The organism is Pseudomonas sp. C2.3V (genome assembly GCF_058536325.1).
Genome location: NZ_JBZUBN010000001.1, coordinates 850544 through 873636 on the forward strand (window position 1 = coordinate 850544; position 23093 = coordinate 873636).

General features: G+C 56.2%; 21 protein-coding genes. 13 read left to right on the forward strand and 8 right to left on the reverse strand.

The annotated features are described in order from the left end of the window. Window positions 1–95 precede the first annotated feature (95 nt). From AC4LF3_RS04045 to yjiA, 3 genes are all read left to right on the forward strand, one after another. The gene (locus AC4LF3_RS04045; protein WP_074822916.1) at window positions 96–2162 is read left to right on the forward strand and encodes a carbon starvation CstA family protein; all 2067 of its coding nucleotides are present in this window, start codon (window positions 96–98) and stop codon (window positions 2160–2162) included. A gap of 12 nt (window positions 2163–2174) precedes the next feature. Further along, window positions 2175–2378: a YbdD/YjiX family protein gene (locus tag AC4LF3_RS04050; protein WP_010797159.1), complete on the forward strand. Its 204-nt coding sequence runs from the start codon at window positions 2175–2177 to the stop codon at window positions 2376–2378. A 68-nt stretch (window positions 2379–2446) separates the two neighbouring features. Beyond that, a complete protein-coding gene (gene yjiA, locus AC4LF3_RS04055; RefSeq protein WP_491834820.1) occupies window positions 2447–3424 on the forward strand; it encodes a GTPase in 978 nt (325 codons plus the stop codon). Window positions 3425–3473: 49 nt separating this feature from the next. Here yjiA and glyA read toward each other — a convergent pair whose 3' ends face one another. Next, a complete protein-coding gene (glyA, locus tag AC4LF3_RS04060; protein ID WP_010797161.1) occupies window positions 3474–4727 on the reverse strand; it encodes a serine hydroxymethyltransferase in 1254 nt (417 codons plus the stop codon). Between the two features lie 110 nt (window positions 4728–4837). Beyond that, entirely contained in the window at window positions 4838–9007 is a 4170-nt protein-coding gene (locus AC4LF3_RS04065) for an EAL domain-containing protein (protein WP_491834821.1), read from the reverse strand. Between the two features lie 296 nt (window positions 9008–9303). Here AC4LF3_RS04065 and ettA point away from each other — a divergent pair, with 296 nt between their 5' ends. After that, the gene (ettA, locus tag AC4LF3_RS04070) at window positions 9304–10968 is read left to right on the forward strand and encodes an energy-dependent translational throttle protein EttA (RefSeq protein WP_010797164.1); all 1665 of its coding nucleotides are present in this window, start codon (window positions 9304–9306) and stop codon (window positions 10966–10968) included. A 47-nt stretch (window positions 10969–11015) separates the two neighbouring features. On the opposite strand, the gene AC4LF3_RS04075 is transcribed toward ettA, so the two are convergent. From AC4LF3_RS04075 to AC4LF3_RS04085, 3 genes are all read right to left on the reverse strand, one after another. Next, window positions 11016–11513: a gluconokinase gene (locus AC4LF3_RS04075; protein WP_010797165.1), complete on the reverse strand. Its 498-nt coding sequence runs from the start codon at window positions 11511–11513 to the stop codon at window positions 11016–11018. Then, window positions 11514–12461 carry a threonine/homoserine exporter RhtA gene (gene rhtA, locus AC4LF3_RS04080; RefSeq protein WP_491834822.1) on the reverse strand — a complete coding sequence of 316 codons (948 nt, stop codon included), beginning with the start codon at window positions 12459–12461 and terminating at the stop codon, window positions 11514–11516. A gap of 107 nt (window positions 12462–12568) precedes the next feature. Beyond that, window positions 12569–12949, reverse strand: a complete 381-nt coding sequence (locus AC4LF3_RS04085) for a hypothetical protein (RefSeq protein ID WP_407362894.1) — start codon at window positions 12947–12949, stop codon at window positions 12569–12571. 283 nt (window positions 12950–13232) lie between these two features. Here AC4LF3_RS04085 and AC4LF3_RS04090 point away from each other — a divergent pair, with 283 nt between their 5' ends. From AC4LF3_RS04090 to bamJ, 5 genes are all read left to right on the forward strand, one after another. After that, on the forward strand, window positions 13233–15665 hold the full coding sequence (locus AC4LF3_RS04090; protein WP_491834823.1) for a Lon protease family protein: 2433 nt from the start codon (window positions 13233–13235) through the stop codon (window positions 15663–15665). A gap of 157 nt (window positions 15666–15822) precedes the next feature. Next, the gene (locus AC4LF3_RS04095; RefSeq protein ID WP_010797169.1) at window positions 15823–16164 is read left to right on the forward strand and encodes a PA4575 family protein; all 342 of its coding nucleotides are present in this window, start codon (window positions 15823–15825) and stop codon (window positions 16162–16164) included. A gap of 121 nt (window positions 16165–16285) precedes the next feature. Beyond that, complete coding sequence (locus AC4LF3_RS04100; RefSeq protein ID WP_010797170.1) at window positions 16286–16780, forward strand: TIGR00645 family protein; 495 nt, start codon at window positions 16286–16288, stop codon at window positions 16778–16780. Between the two features lie 61 nt (window positions 16781–16841). Continuing rightward, window positions 16842–17159, forward strand: a complete 318-nt coding sequence (locus AC4LF3_RS04105) for a DUF6482 family protein (protein WP_491834824.1) — start codon at window positions 16842–16844, stop codon at window positions 17157–17159. Window positions 17160–17272: 113 nt separating this feature from the next. Further along, window positions 17273–17890: a BamJ family beta-barrel-assembly machinery protein gene (gene bamJ, locus AC4LF3_RS04110; protein ID WP_010797172.1), complete on the forward strand. Its 618-nt coding sequence runs from the start codon at window positions 17273–17275 to the stop codon at window positions 17888–17890. A 26-nt stretch (window positions 17891–17916) separates the two neighbouring features. Here bamJ and AC4LF3_RS04115 read toward each other — a convergent pair whose 3' ends face one another. Together AC4LF3_RS04115 and AC4LF3_RS04120 are read right to left on the reverse strand one after the other, a co-directional pair. Then, on the reverse strand, window positions 17917–18171 hold the full coding sequence (locus AC4LF3_RS04115) for a PA4570 family protein (protein WP_010797173.1): 255 nt from the start codon (window positions 18169–18171) through the stop codon (window positions 17917–17919). Window positions 18172–18333: 162 nt separating this feature from the next. Beyond that, window positions 18334–19305: a polyprenyl synthetase family protein gene (locus AC4LF3_RS04120; protein WP_491834825.1), complete on the reverse strand. Its 972-nt coding sequence runs from the start codon at window positions 19303–19305 to the stop codon at window positions 18334–18336. Between the two features lie 311 nt (window positions 19306–19616). Here AC4LF3_RS04120 and rplU point away from each other — a divergent pair, with 311 nt between their 5' ends. From rplU to proB, 4 genes are all read left to right on the forward strand, one after another. Continuing rightward, window positions 19617–19928, forward strand: coding sequence for a 50S ribosomal protein L21 (gene rplU / locus AC4LF3_RS04125; RefSeq protein WP_010797175.1), 312 nt, complete (start codon window positions 19617–19619; stop codon window positions 19926–19928). A gap of 23 nt (window positions 19929–19951) precedes the next feature. After that, complete coding sequence (rpmA, locus tag AC4LF3_RS04130) at window positions 19952–20209, forward strand: 50S ribosomal protein L27 (protein WP_010797176.1); 258 nt, start codon at window positions 19952–19954, stop codon at window positions 20207–20209. A gap of 107 nt (window positions 20210–20316) precedes the next feature. Next, a complete protein-coding gene (gene cgtA, locus AC4LF3_RS04135; protein WP_074822896.1) occupies window positions 20317–21543 on the forward strand; it encodes an Obg family GTPase CgtA in 1227 nt (408 codons plus the stop codon). Window positions 21544–21553: 10 nt separating this feature from the next. Further along, a complete protein-coding gene (gene proB, locus AC4LF3_RS04140) occupies window positions 21554–22672 on the forward strand; it encodes a glutamate 5-kinase (RefSeq protein WP_491836242.1) in 1119 nt (372 codons plus the stop codon). A gap of 104 nt (window positions 22673–22776) precedes the next feature. Here proB and rpsT read toward each other — a convergent pair whose 3' ends face one another. Further along, the gene (gene rpsT / locus AC4LF3_RS04145; protein ID WP_010797179.1) at window positions 22777–23055 is read right to left on the reverse strand and encodes a 30S ribosomal protein S20; all 279 of its coding nucleotides are present in this window, start codon (window positions 23053–23055) and stop codon (window positions 22777–22779) included. Window positions 23056–23093: the final 38 nt, after the last annotated feature.

A 23093-nucleotide genomic window follows, 5' to 3' on the forward strand; every position in this document is an offset into this window, starting at 1 on the left:
AAACCAAACGCTCTAGACCAAGGTCTGATGGCGGAATTGCCAGCTTGAACTAAGCTTGAGCGGCAGCTTCTTTGTCCGTTTGTCATGGAGCCTTTATGAATAATAACAAGAGTGTATTCCGCCACGTGCCCTGGGCCGTGGTCGCGGCTGTAGGGGCTTGCGCCTTGGGAGTGGTGGCCTTGCGCCGTGGAGAGACGATCAATGCGTTATGGATCGTCGTTGCAGCCGTCGCGCTCTATCTCGTTGCCTATCGTTATTACAGCCTGTTCATCGCTACCAAAGTCATGCAGCTGGACCCGAACCGGGCAACACCGGCTGTTCTCAATAACGATGGTCTGGACTACGTACCGACCAACAAGCACATCCTGTTCGGTCACCATTTCGCTGCCATTGCAGGCGCAGGCCCGCTGGTCGGCCCGGTACTTGCCGCGCAAATGGGCTACCTACCCGGCACACTCTGGCTGATTGCCGGCGTGGTCTTTGCCGGTGCGGTCCAGGACTTCATGGTGTTGTTCATCTCCACCCGCCGTAACGGCCGCTCGCTGGGCGAGATGGTCCGCGAGGAGATGGGGCAGATACCGGGAACCATTGCCTTGTTTGGCTGCTTCCTGATCATGATCATTATCCTGGCGGTGCTGGCCCTGATTGTGGTGAAAGCTCTGGCCCACAGCCCATGGGGGATGTTTACCGTTCTGGCAACGCTGCCCATCGCGGTATTCATGGGCGTTTACATGCGTTATATCCGCCCGGGCCATATCGGTGAGATTTCTGTGGTCGGCCTGGTATTGCTTCTGGCCGCCATCTGGTTTGGTGGCGTGATTGCGGCTGATCCAGTATGGGGACCGCGGCTCACCTTTACGGGCGAACAGATTACCTGGATGCTGATCGGCTATGGCTTCGTGGCCTCGGTGCTGCCCGTCTGGTTGCTGTTGGCGCCCCGTGATTATCTGTCGACCTTCCTCAAAATCGGCACCATCATCGCGCTGGCTATCGGTATTCTCTTCATTGCACCTGAGCTGAAGATGCCGGCTGTTACCCAGTTTGTGGACGGTACCGGCCCGGTCTGGAAGGGTAGCCTGTTCCCGTTCCTCTTTATCACCATCGCCTGTGGTGCTGTTTCCGGTTTCCACGCGCTGATCTCGTCAGGCACCACGCCCAAACTGCTCAGCCGTGAGACGGATGCCCGTTACATTGGGTATGGCGCCATGTTGATGGAATCCTTTGTGGCGATCATGGCCATGGTGGCAGCATCGGTCATCGAGCCGGGCGTCTACTTTGCCATGAACAGTCCGGCAGCCATTGTGGGCGCCGATGCCGCAAGCGTTGCTGCCACGATCAGCTCCTGGGGCTTTGCGGTAACACCCGAGATCCTGACCCAGACCGCACAGGACATTGGCGAAACCACCATCCTGGCGCGGGCCGGCGGTGCTCCAACACTTGCGGTCGGTATCGCGCAGATCCTGCATCAGGTGCTGCCAGGTGAAAACACCATGGCCTTCTGGTACCACTTCGCGATCCTGTTCGAGGCGCTTTTTATCCTGACGGCTGTTGATGCCGGAACCCGTGCGGGTCGCTTCATGCTGCAGGATTTGCTGGGCAATTTCGTACCGGCACTCAAGCGTACCGACTCCTGGATCGCCAATATGATTGGCACAGGTGGCTGCGTTGCGCTCTGGGGGTATCTGTTGTACCAGGGCGTTGTCGATCCGCTGGGCGGCATCAATACGCTCTGGCCGCTGTTCGGTATCTCCAACCAGATGCTGGCCGGTGTTGCCTTGATGTTGGGTACGGTCGTGCTGATCAAGATGAAGCGCCAGCGTTACGCCTGGGTAACTGCATTGCCGGCCGTGTGGCTGCTGATCTGCACAACCACGGCCAGTCTGATCAAGCTGTTTGACAGCAACCCGGCGGTTGGCTTCCTGGCTCAGGCGCACAAATACCGCGATGCGCTGGCGGCTGATCAGATTCTGGCGCCAGCCAAGTCGGTTGAGCAGATGCAGCAGATCATGATCAACAGTTATACCAATGCGACTCTGACCGTACTGTTCCTGATCGTAGTCGCCAGCGTACTGTTCTATACCGTGAAGGTGGGTTATGCCGCCTTGTCCAAGCCTCAGCGTACGGACAAGGAAACGCCTTTCCAACCGCTGACAAATGTCTGATGGGAGCTGCGCATGTTCAATGACCTCGCCAATCTTGGAAAGTACCTGGGGCAGGCGGCTCGCCTCATGGTCGGAATGCCGGATTACGACACCTACGTCGAGCACATGCGCGGCAAGCATCCGGACCTGCCTGTCATGACCTACGAAGAGTTCTTTCGTGAGCGGCAGGAAGCGCGTTATGGTGGTGGCAAAGGCAAGACCTTCCGCTGCTGCTAAGCACGTCAAGGTGTGATTCAACCGGGCCAGGCCTTTTAGCCTGGCCCGTTTCATTTAAGGCCGCTTATATGTCTACAACCCCCATCCCTGTAACGGTTTTGACCGGCTTTCTCGGTGCTGGCAAGACAACCCTGCTGCGTTACCTGCTTGAAGGTGATCATGGCCTCAAGATCGCTGTCATCGAAAATGAGTTCAGTGAGGCCGACATTGACGGCGCCTTGCTGGGCGATAAGGCTGTACGCATCGTAAAGGTAGCCAATGGTTGCGTCTGCTGTACCGGTAGTAAAGACTTGTCCTACGCGCTGACGGTATTGCTGGAGCAGCTCGACCAGGGCGAGATCGAATTCGACCGACTGGTGATCGAGTGTACCGGCCTGGCCGATCCAGGCCCGGTTGCTCAGACCTTCTTCATGGATGAGGATCTGCGCGAACGCTATCTGCTGGATGGCATCATTACGCTGGTGGATGCTGTTCATGCCCAGGAGCAGCTATCCAGACCCATTGCCCAGGCCCAGGTGGGCTTTGCGGATCGCCTGTTGGTTAGCAAGCGCGATCTGGTAGATGAGACTGCCTTCACAGCTTTGAGCGAACGTTTGCAGTGCATCAATCGAAGGGCGCCGGTTCATGTGGTGGATCATGGTCAGGTTGACCTGAGCGTCCTGTTGGATATCAGAGGGTTCAATCTGAACGATCAGTTGGATCGTCAGATGCTTTTCCGCCCGCTAACGCCGGTGCGTACCCAGAAGCCGGACAACATCACTTCGCTGGCGCTCAAGGCCGAACGTCCGCTCGATATCGACCGCGTCAGTCGCTTCATGGAAGGGGTGCTTGAGCGGCACGGCAGTAATCTGCTGCGTTACAAGGGTATTCTGGATATTGCCGGAGAGCCTCGAAAGCTCTTGTTTCAGGGGGTTCAGCGGCTGTACGGTGCTGATTGGGACCGGGAGTGGGAGGAGGGCGAAGTGCGGGAAAGCGTGATCGTCTTTATTGGCATGGAATTGCCGGAGGCCGAGCTGCGCGAAGGTCTCGAGGCGGCACAAGTCTGAGGCATATGAAAAAGCCCGGCATAAGCCGGGCTTTTCGTAAGGCTTGAGCTTACTGACCGTAAACCGGCAGCTTGGCGCAGATAGCCTGGACTTTTTCGCGTACGCCATCGATCACGGACTCATCACCCATGTTATCGAGGATGTCGCAGATCCAGCCGGCCAGCTCACGGCATTCAGCTTCCTTGAAGCCGCGGGTGGTAACGGCCGGAGTACCGATACGCAGGCCCGAGGTCACGAAGGGGGAGCGGGGATCGTTCGGAACGGAGTTCTTGTTTACCGTGATGAATGCACGACCCAGAGCCGCATCGGCATCCTTACCGGTGATGTCCTGCTTGATCAAGGACAGCAGGAAAAGGTGGTTCTGAGTACCGCCAGAAACCACATCGAAGCCACGCTGGATAAACACCTCGGCCATGGCCTGGGCATTCTGGATGACCTGCTGCTGGTACTGCTTGAACTCAGGCGCCAGCGCTTCCTTAAAGCATACGGCCTTGGCGGCGATCACATGCATCAGCGGACCACCCTGGGCGCCCGGGAAGACAGCCGAGTTCAGCTTCTTCTCGATTTCTTCATTGGCTTTGGCCAGGATCAGGCCGCCACGAGGACCACGCAGGGTCTTGTGAGTCGTCGTGGTCACGACATCGGCGAACGGAACCGGGTTCGGGTAGATACCTGCGGCAACCAGACCGGCAAAGTGAGCCATGTCGACGAACAGGTAAGCGCCCACCTTGTCCGCGATTTCACGGAAGCGGGCGAAATCCAGTACCTGCGAGTATGCCGAGTAACCGGCCACGATCATCTTCGGCTTGTGCTCAACTGCCAGACGCTCGACTTCATCATAGTCGATCAGGCCGTTTTCATTGATACCGTACTGAACTGCGTTATAAATCTTGCCGGAAGAGCTGACGCTGGCGCCGTGAGTCAGGTGACCACCATGGGCCAGGCTCATGCCGAGGATCGTATCACCAGGCTGCAGCAGCGCCAGGTAAACAGCAGAGTTGGCCTGCGAGCCTGCGTGGGGCTGAACGTTGGCGTAGTCGGCACCAAACAGCTGCTTGGCACGGTCAATTGCCAGTTGCTCGACCTTGTCGACGAATTCACAACCACCGTAGTAGCGCTTGTGTGGATAGCCTTCGGCGTATTTGTTGGTCAGGACAGAGCCCTGGGCTTCCATGACAGCCGGGCTGGTGTAGTTTTCCGAAGCGATCAGTTCGATGTGATCTTCCTGACGCTGGGCTTCCTGCTCCATAGCGGCATACAGATCGGCGTCGAAGCGGGCGAGGGTTAAGTCACGGCTGAACATGGGGTTCCCCTGAAAAGCGGCTGGGCTAAAAGAGGACGCATTCTATCCCAATCCATAGTGGACTGGGTATGAGCACCCGTCATGCAGCGGTCGCACAGCATTCATGGCGGCTACATTAGCCGCAATCGGGCCTCGATCAGCTCGGGTGACAGCGGTTTGTCAAACAGATACCCCTGAACCTCGTCGCATTCATGGTCACGCAGGAATTTGAGCTGCTCTTCATTTTCCACCCCTTCGGCAATGACCGACAGGTTGAGGCTGTGGGCCATGGCAATGATGGCGCGCGCAATCTGGGCATCCTGCTCTCCATGGGGCAAGCCATCCACAAAGCTGCGGTCGATTTTGAGAATGTCGATGGGAAGCTGCTTCAGGTAGTTAAGCGAGGAGTAGCCGGTTCCAAAGTCATCTACCGAAATGCATACACCCAGCTCTTTCAGGCTTTTGAGTGTCATCAGCGCATCATCCACGTTCTGCATGAGGATGCTTTCCGTGAGTTCAAGCTCAAGACAGGCGGGGGGTAAGCCCACTTCCTGCAGGATCTGGGCAATATGTTCGCCCAAGCGATTGTCGGCGAACTGTCGGGCCGAGAGGTTGACGGACACCTTTGGAATGCGAACCTTTTCATCATGCCAGACGCGCAGCTGGCGACAGGCTTCCTTGATGACCCAATCCCCAACCTGAATGATCAAACCGGTTTCTTCGAGCACTGGAATGAAATCGACAGGCGAGACGTTGCCGCGGCGCGGGTTGCTCCAGCGGAGCAGGGCTTCAAGGCCGGTCAGCTGACCATTGGAGCACCGGTACTGCGGCTGGTAATGCAGGGTAAATTCATTTTGCAGCAAGGCGTGTCGCAGATCGGCTTCAAGCTCGATGCGCTCCAGCGCACGGGCGTTCATTTCCGCCTGGTAGAACTGGAAGTTGTTCTTGCCCATCTCCTTGGCGTGGTACATCGCCGTGTCCGCGTTTTTCATTAGCTGACTGAGCTCACTGCCATCCTGAGGCGATAGCGCGATCCCGATACTGGCGCTGACGAAAAACTCACGATTTTCCAGAATAAATGCTTCGGACAGGCTTTCCAGGATATTTTCGGCCACGCGGATAGCACAGGCCATGGCCTCTTCCCGACTACCTAGGTTGGCCAGCAGCAAGGTGAACTCATCGCCACCCATGCGAGCCACGCTATCCTCCGTTCCTACACAGGCGGTTAGGCGTACAGCTACCTCCTTGAGCATTCGGTCGCCAGCAGCATGCCCCAACGAATCGTTGATCGGCTTGAAACGATCCAAATCTAGGAACATCAGCACAACCCAGCTGGCATGGTGAACCGCCTGCTCCAATGCAGTGTGGAGGCGATCCTGGAATAGCGTGCGGTTTGGCAGGAGCGTCAGGGCATCGTAATAGGCCAGACGGTGAATATGTCGCTCACTGGCCTTGCGCTCACTGATATCCACGAAGAAACACACGAAGCTGACCAGATCACCTTCATCGTCGCGTACGCCGGTAATGCCGATCCAGGACGGGTACGGCTCACCATCCTTGCGCTTTTGCCACAGTTCACCTTCCCAGCTGCCCTGTACCGCCATATGGTTCATGATATGAGAGAGCTGGTTGGCTTCCTGAAGGTCTGCACATAGCATGCGCGGTTGCTGGTCGATGACTTCCTCTGGCTCGTAACCGGTCATACGGGTGAACATCTGGTTGACGCGTACGATGTAACCGGCCGGATCGGTGACCAGAATGGCGGCTGCCGAGTGATCGAAAACGGTAGCGGCCATCCGCATGTCTTTTTCCGCGCGTCGCTGGGCCGTGATGTCCCGGCAGATGCCCAGCAGCCCTTCGAAACGACCATGCTTGTCCCATAGCGTTTCCAGACGCATTTCCAGGCTTAACTTGTGCCCGTCGGCGTGGAGGCAGTCCAGGATAATGACCTGACTGGCTTCCTGATCTACCTCCGCCATCAGCTGAGCTGACCCAAGCGATCTACGCAGCTTTTTTATCCAGTCCCGCAGTTTCTTGAGTTGCTGGGAGTACGTGGCCAGATCATAGGGGTTGAGCTGGTAAAGCGTTTCGAGTTTGTAGCCCAGAAGGTTTTCAGCCGAAGGGCTTATGTAGTTGATAGCCAACTGTTGGTCCGTGCTGAAAATGATGTCGCTGATACTTTCCGCCAGCAGGCGATAGCGACGCTCCTGGTCACGCAGCAGATCATTGGCGTTGACCATCTCGGTAACATCCAGCGCAAGGCCGATGATCTGGCGCATCTGACCCTGGCTGTCACGTTGAAACGCCTGCTCGCGCAGATCGAACCAGCACCAGTGGCCATCCTTGTGATGCCAGCGAACCAGGCAGTCGTTCACCTGGCCTTCCTGAATGATCTGCCGCATGGTGCGCAGGCGCTCGTACAACTCATGGTCATCTGGATGCAGGAGCGTGGTCAGGTAGTCCGGGCCCAACGCGTCCAGTTCGGCTTCGCTATAGCCGAGCTTGAGTCCCAGGGGATGGTTTTGATAAACAATGGTCTGGGTCTTGAGGTCATAGGTATAAAGCGTGTCCGGCGCCGCTTTGACCAAGTCGGACCAGAAGCGCTCCCGCTCGATCAGCGAGAGTTCGGTGCGTTTGCGCCGTGATACATCCGTTATGCTCAGCGGTACGGCCTCGTATCCCATTTCTGCCGGAGGAAGGTGGACAGAGAACCAGAGATGGCGATCACCTTGCGGTGTTATGAGGCGGCCTTCCACATCCAGGGTCTGCTGTCCTTCAGCCAGCGCGGCAATCATCTTCATGCGCTTGCCATGGGCGTTGGGTTTGCTATCGCCGATCAGGTTGGCCAGTGCCTGATCAATGGTCTTAATGCCTAGCAGGGTCAGCGCCATCTGATTCATTTCAGTGATGCGAATCAGGCCAAGCAGCTCGTGGCCCCGTGAAGGATTGATCTCAAGCCATTGATAGAACGTCCGGGCACTTGTGATGTGATGTGCTAGCAGGACCTGCTGCAGGCGGGAGAAGTCCAATACACAAATGCCGGTGTTGATGCCTTCGAAAATGCTCTGGTAGCGCTGGCGTGTACTTTCTATCGTCCGGAGCGCCTGCTGCTGCTCAGTGACGTCCCGCAGTATCCAGGCGCACCCGGTAAAGGCTGACGTATGATCTTCCAGTTCCTCCAGGGAACGATTCGAGCCTACGCCGTAGCGGCTGACGGCAAACAGTCTGCGCTGGCCGTCAGGTTGGGATAGCTCGACGATCCAATCCTTGTCGGCCTCTTGCGGAGTTGATAGGTCTAGTGCAGGGAGCAGACCCCTCAAGGTGTGCTGCTCCGCATCTGTCTGTTCGATGCCCAAAAGAAGGGAGGCTTTCCGGTTGAGGTAAAGCAGGCGGCCCTCTTCATAGGTGACCAGTACGCACTCATCTACCGCATTCAGGGCTTGCATCATCAGACGCAGGCTCTGCCGTGACGAGCGTGAGGAAAGATGAAAGCCGGATTGCTCCCGCTGCAGGCAGTACACCAGAAGGGACGCGCATAGGGTCAGCAGCACAAACGTGGCAACCCGCCACAAAAACAGCGTTTTCCAAGACAGGACCGAAGGGCTCAAATGGCTACGGAGCTGCCAGTTGGTGCCATCTAATGTGAGGGCAAAGGTCTGGCTGTCCGAAACGGCAGGCTCCTCAGGCATATCCCTGGCCAACGTGGCGCCGCTTGCCTTGTCTGTAATAGTCCAGATCAGTTCATGGGTGTGGTTTTTCAGCCTTTCCAGCCCTAACCCGGCTTCGCCCGTGATCAGCCACCAGCCCTGATCGCTCTGGCTTTTCTGCCTGAGGAGCACATAGCTACCGTCGTGAGGCGTATAGCCGTAATAAAACGGTCTCGCCTCCAAACGTCGTAGGGCAGGGCTCAGGTAGTTTGGGTCGACTGCTGACGGAAATAAGGACGGGTCTTCAAGCGCGCCGGCTGGAACCCAATAGAGGTAGTTGGCCTTGGGATAGATAGCCTGCAACTGTGCCGGTAGCGCCTCGATGCCTGTCTCCGGCGTTACGTCATCAAGCTCTGCCGCCGCTTGGTGAGCAAGAAACGCAAGGGCTTGCTCGATATATTCGGCCTTTTGCAGGCTCTGCTCCCGAGCGAAGCTGCCCAGCATGGCACTTCGCTGATTCAGCTCCTTATGGAGTTGCCAGGACAATACACCCAGCAATAACAGAATCAGCCCAGCCAGCACCCACTTCAACATACGGAGTGCAGGAGAGCGCGTCAGCAGGTTTTGTAAGGGTAGGCCGGCAGAAGCTTTCACATCGGTTTTCCAAAAGAGTGCAGTTACAAGCGGTAACCGCACACGCTATAGACAGTCCTGTCACTGGGTGAGGCGCTCATGGAAGGTATCGTCATCATCCTGTCCACCATTACAAAAGAGAATTTGGGATATCCTTTGCGTTATCGCCCGCGGGGTGCAGATTCTTAAATGATTGTTTGGCTGTCGTCTGAAGCGATAACCTGCAATCCATCAAATAGTGTGTGAGGGACTTCGACAGCTTGGCTCAGTCCCGCCATACTATTCGCCTACTTTTGCATCAGTACCAAGGTTCATCCATGGCTCAATACGTTTACTCCATGCATCGGGTCAGCAAGATCGTGCCCCCGAAGCGAGAGATTTTGAAAGACATCTCCCTGTCCTTCTTTCCTGGCGCCAAGATCGGCGTGCTGGGCTTGAATGGTGCGGGTAAGTCTACCCTGTTGCGCATCATGGCCGGGGTCGATACGGAGATCGACGGCGAAGCTCGCCCGATGCCCGGTATCAACGTAGGTTATCTTCCGCAGGAGCCGCAGCTCGATCCGAGCAAGACGGTTCGGGACATTGTCGAAGAGGCCGTTGGTGCGATCAAGGACGCTCAGGATCGCCTGAACGAAGTATACGCCGCTTATGCCGAGCCGGATGCCGACTTTGATGCGCTGGCTGCTGAGCAGGCGCGTCTGGAAGCCATCATTCAGGCCTCTGACGGCCACAATCTCGAGCGGCAGCTGGAAGTGGCCGCCGATGCCCTGCGCCTGCCGCCATGGGATGCGAAGATCGAGCACCTGTCCGGTGGTGAAAAGCGTCGCGTGGCGCTGTGCCGTCTGCTGCTGTCTGCACCTGACATGCTGCTGCTCGACGAGCCTACCAACCACCTGGACGCCGATTCCGTTGCCTGGCTCGAGCACTTCCTGCACGACTTCGCTGGTACTGTCGTAGCCATCACGCATGACCGCTACTTCCTGGACAACGTGGCTGGCTGGATTCTCGAACTGGACCGTGGCCATGGTATCCCGTTCGAAGGTAACTACTCCGGCTGGCTGGAATCCAAAGCCAACCGTCTGGCGCAGGAAGCCAAGCAGGAAGCGGCTCACCAGAAGGCCATGAAAGCGGAACTGGAGTGGGTGCGCTCCGGTGCCAAGGCCCGTCAGTCCAAGTCCAAGGCTCGTCTGCAGCGTTTCGAGGAATTGCAATCTCAGGAATTCCAGAAGCGCAGCGAGACCAATGAAATCTACATCCCGGCTGGTCCGCGCCTGGGTGACAAGGTTATCGAGTTCCATAACGTCACCAAGGGCTACGGTGATCGGGTTCTGATCGATAATCTGAGCTTCAGTGTGCCCAAGGGCGCGATTGTTGGTGTGATTGGGGGTAACGGTGCCGGTAAATCCACACTGTTCCGCATGATCACCGGCAAAGAGCAGCCAGATTCGGGCACCATCGAGATCGGTGAAACCGTACAGATCGCCAGTGTCGATCAGAGTCGCGATAGCCTGGAAGGCAACAAGACTGTATGGGAGCAGGTCTCCGATGGTCTGGACATGATTCGCGTGGGCAACTATGAAGTGCCTTCCCGCGGCTATGTCGGTCGTTTCAACTTCAAGGGTGCCGATCAGCAGAAGTTCGTCAAGGACCTGTCCGGTGGTGAGCGTGGCCGCTTGCATATGGCGCTGACGCTGAAGCAGGGCGGTAACGTACTGCTGTTGGACGAACCGTCCAACGACCTCGACATCGAAACCCTGCGCGCACTGGAAGAAGCATTGCTGGACTTCCCGGGCACCGCCATCGTGATCTCGCACGATCGCTGGTTCCTCGACCGTATCGCCACTCATATCCTCTCCTACGAAGACAACTCTCAGGTGGTGTTCTTCGAGGGGAACTACACTGAGTACGAAGCGGATCGCAAGAAGCGTCTTGGCGATGCTGCCACGCAGCCCAAGCGAGTGAAGTACAAAAAGCTGAGTTGATCAGCCCTTTTGTACCCAAAGGCCGCCGCGTAATGCTGCGGCCTTTTTTATTTCTTGTGCTGAGTGGCCCGGAGAATGCTGTCTATGATTTCATCCGGAGACTGGCGAATATCAACCAGTAGCGCCTCTTGCTCACCGGGCGGCTCAAGTGTGTCGATCTGACTTTGTAGTAGCCGTGGATCGAAAAAGTGCCCGCGTCGATTGAGGATGCGCTCGCTGAGTACCTCGGCCGGTCCATTCAAAAAGACCAGAACGATCCCGTCGGTGGCGGTTTGCAGCCGTTCCCGGTACTGCTTCTTCAGGGCTGAGCAGGCAAATACCTGGGTTCGCTGATGGCGATGGGCATCCTGCATCGCAGTGCGAATGGCATCCAGCCACGGCCAGCGGTCCTCATCATCAAGAGGAATGCCCTTGGCCATTTTTTGCCGGTTGGCGTCGCTGTGGAACTCGTCGGCATCGGAAAACTGGCAGCCCAGACGCTGGGCCAGGCGTTCCCCTATAGTGGTTTTTCCACTGCCAGATACACCCATGATCAGATAAATCATTCATCCTCCACGATTGGGTTTCGATCCTTTAAGGGTAGTCCCTTCACCCGCAAGCGCCTCCCCGGATTCAGGGGGAGGTGCATCAGAAGATTTCCCGATGGTAAGTGTCGTCCCGATAGAGGCAGCTACAATACAGGCCAGCGCCGTCCATTGGCCGAGGGTCAATGTTTCGCCGAGAAAGATAAAGCCTGACAGGGCACCCAAGGCCGGTGACAGGCTCATCAAGGTGCCAAAGGTCTGGGTAGGCAACTTTGTCAGCGCCATCATTTCTAGAACGTAGGGGAGCGCGGAGGACATGACGGCGATTGCCAGAATGACTGGCAGTGTTTCCACCGCAAACAGACCGGGACCTGTCTCATAAAGTCCAAGTGGCAGAACTCCCAGTGCTGCGATGCTTGAGCCCAGCGCAACGGTGCTCGCACCATAGGCCGCCCCGGCTTTTTTGCCGAACACAATGTAGAGGGCCCAGCAGGCACCTGCCAGCAAGGCGAAAAACGCGCCCAGTAGATCTACACCGCTGGCAGCATGCCCGACCGGTAAAAGCAATACCAGCCCTAAAATAGCCAGGATGATCCAGACAAAATCGATCAGCCAGCGAGAGGCAATTATGGCGACAGCCAGGGGGCCTGTGAACTCAAGGGCGACTGCGATTCCAATGGGAATCCGCTGCATGGCCAGATAAATCGAAACATTCATGATGCCTAGGGCAATGCCATATACGACTAGAGATTTCCATGGCTTCCCTTTGCCAAGGACTTTCCACGGTCGAAGAACAGCTACAAGCAGCAGGGCGGAAAAGAGAAGGCGCAGCGCGGTTACACCAATCGGACCCAGGACAGGGAAAAGACTTTTGGCCAAGCTGGCGCTGCTTTGAAGAGAGATCATTGCCACCAGTAACAGGCAGACCGGTATGAGAGTAGCCAGGGGGCGAGCGTTTAGTTGAGACATTCTGCTAGTGCTTATCCGTTTTGATTGAGCAATAGCAGAATGGGAAAGCCAAAGCGAGCACTACTTAGTAGCGTCACGCCAGAGCGTCGGATGTTTCTGATGTGCGTTCAATTGCTGTCTTTATGTTCCTTGCTGTCGCCGCGCAGGGCCCGGGCCATTCCACGGCGTTTGCTGCGTTCCCAGTCCTCCTCGTGCTCACTCCAATGTTCTTCATAGTAGCGACGGGTCTGTTCGTTCTGAGCCGTGCTGGCACACTGGCGGTAGCCGTCCTCCCACCCCTGCGCGTAATAACGCTCCTGGTCATAGCGGGGGACGTTCTTATGGAGGGCCCCAATGCCATTTACCGCCTGTTTACCTGTCAGACACCCGTCGTGATAGCCATCGGCATAAGGAGGTGGATAACCCTTTGCAACCAACTGGTCATGGTAGCTCTCACAGCCGCTCAGCCCGGTAAGTAGCGTTACAGCCAATAACATTCTCATCCACATGGTCTTACTCCTGCGCAAACTTCGTCGCTGGCGCAGTACGAAGACCCTTGGATTGACTGCGCATAACCTGTTTCTTTTCCTGCTCCCTTCCCTTAAGCGTAGCCCCGGACTGGCGAGTCGGTGTTATTTCTGAAGTTAGGCACTTCCATGTCACAAATTCGTCAAAACGGTGTGACCGCTTCGTGTGCCATGATGACCGGGTAGGCAGTGCCATGCCTTGCTCTTATCCGGCTCGCAACGCCAGAATGCGGACAGATATGTCCGAACGACACAAGGATTTCCGATGCATGATCCTGTAGCTGCCGGCCTGCGCCTGGCACCTGACGAATTGACCAGTCCCTTTGATCCCGCCCAGCTGTCCTTTAGTACTACCGATGAGCTAGACCCATTCCGGGGTATTCTCGGGCAGGAGCGCGCTGTAGAGGCCCTGCAGTTTGGTGTGGCGATGCCACGTCCAGGCTATAACGTATATGTCATGGGAGAGCCGGGAACGGGACGGTTTTCCTTCGTGCAACGGTTCCTGAAAGCGGAAGGCAAGCGCTTGCCTACGCCCTCGGACTGGGCCTACCTGAACAATTTCGAAGAGCTGCGCGAGCCCCGTGCTGTCGAGCTGACCCCAGGCAATGGCGATGACTTCATCGCTGATATCGAGCAGCTGATCGATAACCTACTCTCCACATTTCCAGCCGTGTTCGAGCATCCTGCCTATCAGCAGAAAAAGAGCGCCATCGATCGAGCCTTCAACCAGCGCTACGACCAGGCGCTGGATGCGGTAGAACGTGCAGCGTTGGAAAAAAGCGTAGCGCTCTACCGCGACAGTACCAATATTGCCTTTACGCCCATGAAGGAGGGCAAGGCTCTGGATGAGGCTGAATTCGCCCAGTTGCCTGAAGCGGAGCGCGAACAGTTCCATGCCGATATATCCTCACTAGAGGAGCGGCTCAATGAGGAGCTGGCCAGTCTGCCGCAATGGCGTCGCGAGTCCAGCAATGAGTTGCGCCGCCTGAATGAAGAAACCATCACGTTGGCTCTCCAGCCGCTGCTGGCTCCGCTGGTTGAGAAATACAATGACAACCCGGGTGTATGTGCCTATTTGCAGGCCATGCAGGTCGACTTGCTCAAAACGGTGGTCGATCTGCTGATCGACGATGCCAAAACGGACACACAGCGCCGTAAGGATCTGAAAGAGCAATACCTGCCCAATCTGGTTATTGGGCACCATGCGACCAGTGGTGCACCGGTCATTTTCGAGCCCCATCCCACCTACGACAATCTTTTCGGTCGCATCGAGTACAGCTCTGATCAAGGCGCGCTCTACACCAGCTACCGACAGTTGCGTCCAGGGGCACTGCACCGGGCCAACGGCGGCTTTCTGGTCGTCGAGGCGGAAAAACTGCTTACCGAACCCTTTGTCTGGGATGCCCTGAAGCGTGCCCTGCATTCACGTCAGCTCAAGATGGAGTCGCCGCTGGCTGATCTTGGTCGCTTTGCGACCGTCAGCCTGACCCCCCAGGTTGTTCCGCTAAACATCAAGGTCATCATTATTGGCTCGCGGCAGCTCTATTACACCCTTCAGGAGCTCGACTCGGAGTTCCAGGAGATGTTTCGTGTGCTGGTGGACTTTGATGAAGAGATTCCGCTGCGTGACGACAGCCTTGAGCAGTTTGCACAGCTCCTCAAAACACGGACCTCCGAAGAGGGCATGGCGCCCCTGACCGCAACGGCAGTTGCGCGTCTTGCCACTTACAGCGCTCGCCTGGCCGAACATCAAGGTCGATTGTCGGCTCGAATCGGTGATCTGTTCCAACTGGTCAGCGAGGCGGATTTCATTCGTCAGCTGGCAGGTGACGAAGTGACCGATCGAGGCCACGTAGAGCGTGCGTTGAAAGCCAAGGAAACCCGTACAGGTCGTGTCTCGGCCCGTGTGTTGGACGACATCATGGCGGGTCAGATCCTGATTGATACAGAAGGCGCCGCAGTCGGTAAATGCAACGGCCTAACCGTCCTTGAGGTAGCAGACTCGGCCTTTGGTATGCCAGCGCGTATCTCCGCTACGGTCTATCCCGGCGCCAGTGGCATTCTCGATATCGAGCGAGAGGTCAGTCTTGGGCAGCCGATCCACTCCAAGGGTGTGATGATCCTGACAGGCTATCTGGGAAGTCGCTACGCCCAGGAATTCCCTTTGGCCATTTCTGCCAGTATTGCCCTTGAGCAGTCCTATGGCTATGTGGATGGTGATAGCGCCTCTCTGGGAGAAGCCTGCACCTTGATTTCCGCGCTTTCACGTACGCCGTTGAAGCAGTGTTTTGCCATAACCGGCTCCATTAATCAGTTTGGTGAGGTGCAGCCTGTTGGCGGCGTCAACGAAAAGATCGAGGGCTTCTTCCGCCTATGTGCTGCACGCGGCCTCACCGGCGAGCAAGGTGTGATCATTCCTAGGGCCAATGTAATCAACCTCATGCTTGATGAGCGCGTGGTAGAGGCGGTTAGAGAGGGGCGCTTCCACATCTATGCCGTTCGTCAGGCAGACGAAGCGCTAAGCCTTCTGGTCGGTGAGCCGGCAGGTGCACCAGACGCACAAGGACGTTTTCCTGAGGGCAGCGTGAATGCTCGGGTTGTCGAGCGGCTTAAAGACATCGCTGAACTCGAGATAGAAGATGAACTGGCCGACAAATTGAAAGATAAGAGCAAAAAGGACACGCACGACGAGAACTGAGTACATAGCGGTCAGGTCGGAAGAATGAGAGATGTGCCATGGCCTGCGAGTCATGGCACACCGCAGCTGGCTTGCGCTGCTGAAGTTCGTTATCGCTCCTCGATAACTCCTCGGGCACGACAGGCTTATTAGAAAAAAACAGATCGAGGAAGATGCCATGCCGCGCAGCATCACTCTAATTCGTCCTTGCCTGGGTCTTGTTACCCGTATCGAATGTGAAGTCAAACCATTGGCTCATCAGCCAGGAATGTGGACTCTACTGTGTGCTGCTGGTCTGACGGGTCAGCATCCAACGGCGATCAAGGCGCAAGGGCCTTTTCACGGACCGGTTGTCGCTGAGGCAGTCATGGCAGCGATTGCCGAGAATCTGCAGGAACAAGGCTATGTTCCTGCGTCTGATCCACAGATCTGGCGCTTGCACATTCAAGGTGAACTCCGTCGAATGAACGGAGAACGTGCACAACCTGTCATGAAGTACCAAGCTCGACCCGAGCTGTGAGCGAATTGGCCTAAAAGGGTTGGGCCTCTCATGATTTGCCATGATTTTGTACCGTTCCAGGCGTTTGTCGGGGCAGTATGCGCCGGTATACTCGCCGGATCACTTGTCATGAGCGAGTTACATGGAACGCTTTTTCGAAAATGCTATGTATGCTGCCCGCTGGCTGCTGGCACCTATCTATTTTGGCCTTTCGCTAGCCCTGGTCATGCTGGCCATCAAGTTTTTCCAGGAAATCTTTCATTTACTTCCGCATATATTCGAACAAACTGAAGCAGATCTGATCCTGTTGGTCCTGTCGCTGATCGATATGGCTCTGGTGGGCGGTTTGCTAGTCATGGTCATGCTGTCAGGCTACGAGAACTTTGTGTCTCAACTTGAGTTGGGAGATGACAAGGAAAAACTCAGTTGGCTCGGCAAAATGGATTCCAGTTCATTGAAGAACAAGGTCGCCGCTTCCATTGTTGCGATTTCATCGATTCACCTGCTGCGAATCTTCATGGACGCAAAAAATGTCGATACCACCTATCTGAAATGGTACGTGATCATTCACCTGACCTTCGTGCTCTCGGCATTTGCCATGGGTTATCTAGACAAGCTCACCAAGCATGACCATTAACGGGTCGTAAGAGGTCAAGACAGTTGTTAGCCGTGCTGGCAGCTACTTTCCCGGAGGCGCTATGAGACTCGAAGAGTTAAAGGCATTAGCCCAGGCAGGTCGCATTCAGGAACTCAACCTTCTATCGCTGGAAGGAGGGTTCTATATCCTTGACATACTCGGCGTAGAGACTCGCAACTGCCTTCAGGAAAACGATGGCAAGACCATGCACCTGCGCTCGCCCGGCCATGCCCAGCATGTGCTCAGGGAGATACCGGAGCTTCCCTTCTACCTTGTGCAGTATTCTCCCTATGACGAAATGGTGGGCGCTGCGCCGCGTAGCGAGGCGCCTTTAAAGACGCGCCTTGGTTTCAACCGTAACGGTGAAGCAAGCGTTTGAGCCTGAGCGGTAGCTCAAAGAGAGACAGTATCACCCGTCATTTACCTGCCGCATGCACGCCGAGCCTTGCAGTCGTCTGTGTTAGGCTGGGCGTTTTGTAGCCGAGGTAACTAATGAGCGAACTCAATCTGGACACGCATGAAAGTCGTGTGAGCTACGGCATTGGCCGTCAACTGGGCGATCAGCTTCGTCAGAATCCGGTACCTGGCATGTCTCTTGAGGCTGTGCTGGCGGGTTTGTCGGATGCCTACACCGAGCAAGACAGTCGTGTGTCGGTTGATGATCTGAATGACAGCTTCAAACACATTCGCGAGCGTATGCAGGCTGAAGCGCAGGCTAAGGCTGCTGCAGCCGCAGAAACCGGTGCCGCCTACCTACTGGAAAACGCCAAGCGCGACGGTGTTGTGCTGTTGCCTTCTGGCCTTCAGTACGAAGTGCTGGTTGAAGGGCAGGGCGACAAGCCTAGCCGCCAGAGTCATGTGCGTACTCACTACCATGGCACCCTGATCGACGGCAGCGTCTTTGACAGCTCTTATGAACGTGGCCAGCCTGCTGAATTTCCCGTCGGTGGCGTCATTGCAGGCTGGACCGAAGCGTTGCAGCTGATGAGTGTAGGCAGCAAATGGCGCCTGACCGTGCCGAGTGAGCTGGCTTATGGCGCTCAAGGTGTTGGCAGTATCCCGCCCCATAGCGTACTGGTCTTCGACGTAGAGCTGCTCGAGATTCTCTGAGTCTTAGGGCTGACCGCAAGACCAGCTTAGCCAAAGCTCTGCTGACTGCTGTCCTCCGGCCGCAAGGCGCGTGCATAGCAGAACAGAAAGAGTTGGCGGACCTGTTCCTTTTGGCGAGCAGGTTCGCTGCTGCTCAAACTTTGCACATCAAGCTCGCCCATCTCCCATAATTCATTCAATGCGTCTTCATCTAGTACAACGCATACCTGTCCAGTCTCGCGATTGAGTATGCGAAGGTAGGGGTGTGGGCGGTCCAGCCAGGCATCGATCAAATAAGTCATGACATATCCCTCCATATCGGGCGTATGAATGAGAATAATTCTTGTTATTGATTAATCAAGGGTTAATCCGAATTTTTCTGGCCAAGGCGACCAGCAGCACAAAACAGACATAAAAAAACGCCACGTGCCTGACGGCAGGTGGCGTTCTTTTTGGTTGCTATATCAGTGCGTACGCGCTACTGCAAATTGGCTTAGCTCGATGAGCGCATCACGGTGAGCGCTGTCAGGCAGGCTTTCCAGGCAGGCAATGGCCCGCCCGGCATAGTCACGTGCCAGATTGGCGGTGTAGTCAAGCGCGCCGGCGGCTTCGACTGCAGTGCGAATACCCTCCAGGTCCTTGCTGCCACCTTGCTGGATGGCCTTGCGAACCAGGGTCGCCTGTTCCTCGGTGCCTTCTCGCATGGTTACGATCAGGGGAAGGGTAGGCTTACCCTCTGCCAGGTCATCACCCACATTCTTGCCTAGCGTCGTAGCGTCGCCGCGGTAATCCAGCAGGTCATCGACCAGCTGGAAGGCGATACCAAGATAATCCCCAAACTGCCGAAGGGACTCTGCCTGCGCACTTGAGGCGCCACACAGGGCCGCAGCACTGTGTGTTGACGCTTCGAACAGCATGGCGGTCTTACCCCGAATGACCTCCATATAGATCTCTTCGGTTGTGCTGGCGTCACGGACCTTGGAAAGCTGTAGCACTTCCCCTTCGGCAATAACGCGTGTTGCCTGGGAGATAATGCGCATGACCTCCATGGAGCCCAGCTCGACCATCATCTCGAAGGAGCGGGCATAGAGAAAATCACCCACCAGCACGCTAGGGGCATTACCCCAAAGGGCATTGGCCGTTGAGCGTCCGCGACGTAGACCTGAGGCATCGACAACGTCATCGTGCAGCAGGGTTGAGGTGTGCAGGAACTCGATGGTGGCTGCAAGTAGCCGAATCGGGTAATCGCTATGGCCCAATGCATTTCCAGTCAGCAGGACCAGGAGGGGACGTAGGCGTTTCCCGCCAGCGGAGACGATGTAGTCTCCGATTTTTTCGACCAGGGGCACGCGGGAGGTGAGTTGTCGGCGAATGATGCCATCGACTGCGGCGAAATCATCAGCCACCACGCGATAAAAGGCCTGGGGTTGCGTCATGTAGGGCGTATCCAAGTGCGGTGCGTTGTTACAGCACAGTGCGCGCCGGGGCGGAGCGCTGGGCGCGTAACCTGCCGGGGCTCCAATAGGGTTGCGCGGCATGCTAGGGGGGAGGGGTGGCACTGTCAAGGCAGAGTAGTGCAGCCCTTGCTACATTATCCCTTCTTGCGTAGAATTGCTGGCCCTGAAATCCCAAGGGTTAACCCCCTGTCTTACGCAATTGCCTGGGCGTCTATCCACCCCATGCAGCCATGCCGGTCAATCACTCTTTTTATAAAGCACCGGGTGAGCAGGTTAAACGGAGATATTCCATGTACGCAGTAATCGTTACCGGTGGCAAGCAGCACAAAGTCACCGAAGGTGAATTCCTGAAGGTCGAGAAGCTCGACATCGCAACTGGCGAAACCGTGACTTTTGATCGCGTTCTGCTGGTTGGCAACGGCGATGACGTCAAGATCGGTCTGCCGGTAGTTGATGGCGCCAAAGTAACTGCTGAAGTAGTTGCTCAGGGTCGTCACGACAAGGTCAGCATCATCAAATTCCGTCGTCGTAAGCATCACATGAAGCGTCAGGGCCACCGTCAGTGGTTCACTGAAATCAAAATCACCGGCATTCAGGCCTGATTGCCTTTTCGGAGAATTGACACATGGCACACAAAAAAGCTGGCGGTTCCACCCGCAACGGTCGCGATTCAGAATCTAAACGCCTTGGCGTGAAGCTGTTCGGCGGCCAGGTTGTTAAAGCAGGTAACATCATCGTGCGTCAGCGCGGTACTCAGTTCCACCCCGGTTACGGCGTTGGTCTGGGCAAGGATCACACTCTGTTCGCTAAAGTCGACGGCGTGATCAAGTTCGAAGTGAAGGGCGCCTTCGGCCGTCGCTATGTAAGCGTCGTTGCTGCCTAAGCGCAGATTCACCGAAAAAGCCCTGTCTTAACGACGGGGCTTTTTTGTTTCTGTATTCTATTCTTTTCCAGTTATTTTCAGTCGGCCCGCTCCGGCGGGAGGTTTTAATGAAATTTGTCGACGAAGTTTCCATTCACGTGCAAGCCGGCGATGGCGGTAATGGCATGATGAGTTTCCGCCGGGAAAAGTTCATCGAGAAAGGTGGGCCGAACGGTGGTGATGGTGGTGACGGTGGCTCTGTATGGTTGGAGGCCAACGTCAACCTCAATACCCTGGTGGATTATCGGTACACTCGCCGTTTCCAGGCGCAGCGTGGCGAAAACGGTGGCAGTACGGATTGTACGGGTGCCAAGGGTGAAGATCTGGTTCTCCAGGTGCCTGTAGGTACGACTGTTATCGATGCGGGCACCCAGGAAGTGATTGGCGATCTGACCCAGCCGGGACAGCGTCTGCGTGTAGCGCAAGGCGGCTGGCACGGGTTGGGTAACACGCGCTTCAAGTCCAGTACCAACCGTGCTCCCCGTCAGACCACCAAAGGTAAGCCTGGTGAGGCGCGTGATCTCAAGCTTGAGTTGAAGGTCTTGGCAGACGTAGGTCTGCTTGGTCTGCCAAATGCGGGTAAGAGTACATTTATCCGGGCGGTGTCGGCAGCCAAGCCCAAAGTGGCGGACTACCCTTTTACAACGTTGGTGCCTAATCTGGGTGTTGTGAGTGTGGGGCGCCTCAAGAGCTTTGTTGTGGCGGATATTCCCGGTTTGATCGAAGGCGCTTCCGAAGGTGCAGGGCTGGGGATTCGCTTCCTCAAGCACTTGGCGCGTACACGCCTGTTATTGCATCTGGTCGATATGGCGCCGCTGGATGAAAGCGATCCGGCTGATGCGGCTGAGACGATTCTCAATGAGTTGAATAAGTTCAGTCCGGCGCTGATGGAGCGTGACCGCTGGCTGGTTCTGAATAAGGCTGACCAGATCCTGGATGAGGAAGAGCGTGATGCTCGGGTCAAGGCTGTCGTTGAGCGTCTGAGCTGGGAAGGGCCTGTCTTTGTGATCTCGGCCCTGGAGCGTAACGGCACCGAAGCGTTGTGTCAGGCTATCATGCGCTATCTGGATGAGCGTGCCGAGCGTATCGCTGAAGATCCAGCCTTTGCTGAGGCGGCGCAGGAACTGGATCAGCAGATCGAGGATGAGGCCCGTGCTCGCCTACAGGCGTTGGACGATGCGCGTGCGCTGCGTCGTGCTGGCATAAAGAGCGTCGATGATGAAAGTCTCGACGATGACTTCGATGATGATGACGAAGACGATGGTGAAGGACCAGAGATCATCTATGTCAGATAAAGAGCTTTCGATACGCGATCGGGTGACTCGCTCCGAGCGTTGGGTAGTAAAGATTGGCAGTGCCTTGCTGACGGATGATGGGCGCTGTCTTGATGGCCGTGCCATGTCGGGCTGGGTCGAGCAGATGGTTGCTCTGCATCGTGCGGGTGTTGAGCTTGTCCTCGTATCCTCTGGCGCAGTGGCGGCAGGCATGAGTCGATTGGGCTGGGCTTCGCGGCCCAGTGCCATTCACGAGTTGCAGGCTGCTGCGGCTGTTGGTCAGATGGGCTTGGTTCAGGCATGGGAGTCCAGTTTTGCCGAGCATGATGTGCAAACGGCACAGGTGCTGCTTACCCATGATGACTTGTCCGACCGAAAGCGTTATCTGAATGCTCGAAGCACCCTTCGAACCCTGGTTGAGTTGGGGGTGGTGCCTGTCATCAATGAAAACGATACGGTCGTTACGGATGAGATCCGTTTTGGTGACAACGATACATTGGCTGCTCTGGTGGCAAACCTGGTTGAGGCGGATCTGTTGGTTATCCTGACGGATCGTGATGGCATGTTCGATGCCGACCCGCGACATAATCCTGAAGCCGCGCTAATCAGCGAGGCTCGTGCAGACGATCCTGCGCTGGATGCGGTGGCTGGTGGCTCTGCAGGGGCGTTGGGGCGTGGTGGTATGCAGACAAAGCTGCGTGCGGCTCGTCTGGCAGCTCGCTCTGGTGCCTGTACGGTTATCGTAGGTGGGCGCATTGAGCACGTGCTGAGCCGGTTGCGTGAGGGTGAGCGGCTGGGTACGTTGCTTTCCCCTGAGCGGGGCTTGGTGGCGGCTCGCAAGCAATGGCTGGCAGGTCATCTTCAAATGCGTGGCACATTGGTGCTGGATGCGGGGGCGGTAAAGGCCCTCACTGAAGACCATAAGAGTCTCTTGCCTGTGGGTGTTAAAGCGATAGAAGGCAGCTTCCGTCGTGGTGAGATGGTGGCGTGTGTGGGGCCTGACGGAAATGAAGTGGCGCGCGGACTGGTAAATTACAGTGCTGCCGAGGCACAGAAGATCATGGGGCAGTCCTCGGAGTTCATTGGTCAGGCGCTTGGGTATGTCTACGAGCCTGAACTTGTTCATCGAGACAATATGGTGCTGGTGTAACGTCACCCGCATGAAGCACGGCGCCGATGGGCGCCGTTTTTTATGCCTGAAAACGCAGGCAATAAAAAACCGGCTTTCGCCGGTTTTTTATTGCAAGCTAAGCCTTAAGCGGCAGCAGCTTGGCTCATAGCCTTGATATGGGCATTCAGGCGGCCTTTGTGACGAGCAGCCTTGTTCTTGTGAATGATGCCCTTGTCGGCCATGCGATCAATCACAGGTACTGCAGCGGCGTAGGCAGCTTGTGCTTTTTCCAGATCTTTAGCGTCGATCGCTTTAACTACGTTCTTGATGTAAGTACGAACCATTGAACGCAGGCTAGCATTGTGGCTGCGACGCTTCTCAGCCTGTTTGGCGCGTTTTTTGGCGGAAGGTGTGTTTGCCACCGTCGAGCTCCTCGAAAAACTGGGGGGGTACCACGCAA

What these genes read in the sequence shown, in the direction of transcription:
- AC4LF3_RS04045 (WP_074822916.1), top strand. Translation starts at nt 96, where the DNA reads ATGAATAATAACAAGAGTGTATTCCGCCACGTGCCCTGGGCCGTGGTC.
- AC4LF3_RS04050 (WP_010797159.1), top strand. Translation starts at nt 2,175, where the DNA reads ATGTTCAATGACCTCGCCAATCTTGGAAAGTACCTGGGGCAGGCGGCT.
- yjiA (WP_491834820.1), top strand. Translation starts at nt 2,447, where the DNA reads ATGTCTACAACCCCCATCCCTGTAACGGTTTTGACCGGCTTTCTCGGT.
- glyA (WP_010797161.1), bottom strand. Translation starts at nt 4,727, where the DNA reads ATGTTCAGCCGTGACTTAACCCTCGCCCGCTTCGACGCCGATCTGTAT.
- ettA (WP_010797164.1), top strand. Translation starts at nt 9,304, where the DNA reads ATGGCTCAATACGTTTACTCCATGCATCGGGTCAGCAAGATCGTGCCC.
- AC4LF3_RS04075 (WP_010797165.1), bottom strand. Translation starts at nt 11,513, where the DNA reads ATGATTTATCTGATCATGGGTGTATCTGGCAGTGGAAAAACCACTATA.
- rhtA (WP_491834822.1), bottom strand. Translation starts at nt 12,461, where the DNA reads ATGTCTCAACTAAACGCTCGCCCCCTGGCTACTCTCATACCGGTCTGC.
- AC4LF3_RS04085 (WP_407362894.1), bottom strand. Translation starts at nt 12,949, where the DNA reads ATGTGGATGAGAATGTTATTGGCTGTAACGCTACTTACCGGGCTGAGC.
- AC4LF3_RS04090 (WP_491834823.1), top strand. Translation starts at nt 13,233, where the DNA reads ATGCATGATCCTGTAGCTGCCGGCCTGCGCCTGGCACCTGACGAATTG.
- AC4LF3_RS04095 (WP_010797169.1), top strand. Translation starts at nt 15,823, where the DNA reads ATGCCGCGCAGCATCACTCTAATTCGTCCTTGCCTGGGTCTTGTTACC.
- AC4LF3_RS04100 (WP_010797170.1), top strand. Translation starts at nt 16,286, where the DNA reads ATGGAACGCTTTTTCGAAAATGCTATGTATGCTGCCCGCTGGCTGCTG.
- AC4LF3_RS04105 (WP_491834824.1), top strand. Translation starts at nt 16,842, where the DNA reads ATGAGACTCGAAGAGTTAAAGGCATTAGCCCAGGCAGGTCGCATTCAG.
- bamJ (WP_010797172.1), top strand. Translation starts at nt 17,273, where the DNA reads ATGAGCGAACTCAATCTGGACACGCATGAAAGTCGTGTGAGCTACGGC.
- AC4LF3_RS04115 (WP_010797173.1), bottom strand. Translation starts at nt 18,171, where the DNA reads ATGACTTATTTGATCGATGCCTGGCTGGACCGCCCACACCCCTACCTT.
- AC4LF3_RS04120 (WP_491834825.1), bottom strand. Translation starts at nt 19,305, where the DNA reads ATGACGCAACCCCAGGCCTTTTATCGCGTGGTGGCTGATGATTTCGCC.
- rplU (WP_010797175.1), top strand. Translation starts at nt 19,617, where the DNA reads ATGTACGCAGTAATCGTTACCGGTGGCAAGCAGCACAAAGTCACCGAA.
- rpmA (WP_010797176.1), top strand. Translation starts at nt 19,952, where the DNA reads ATGGCACACAAAAAAGCTGGCGGTTCCACCCGCAACGGTCGCGATTCA.
- cgtA (WP_074822896.1), top strand. Translation starts at nt 20,317, where the DNA reads ATGAAATTTGTCGACGAAGTTTCCATTCACGTGCAAGCCGGCGATGGC.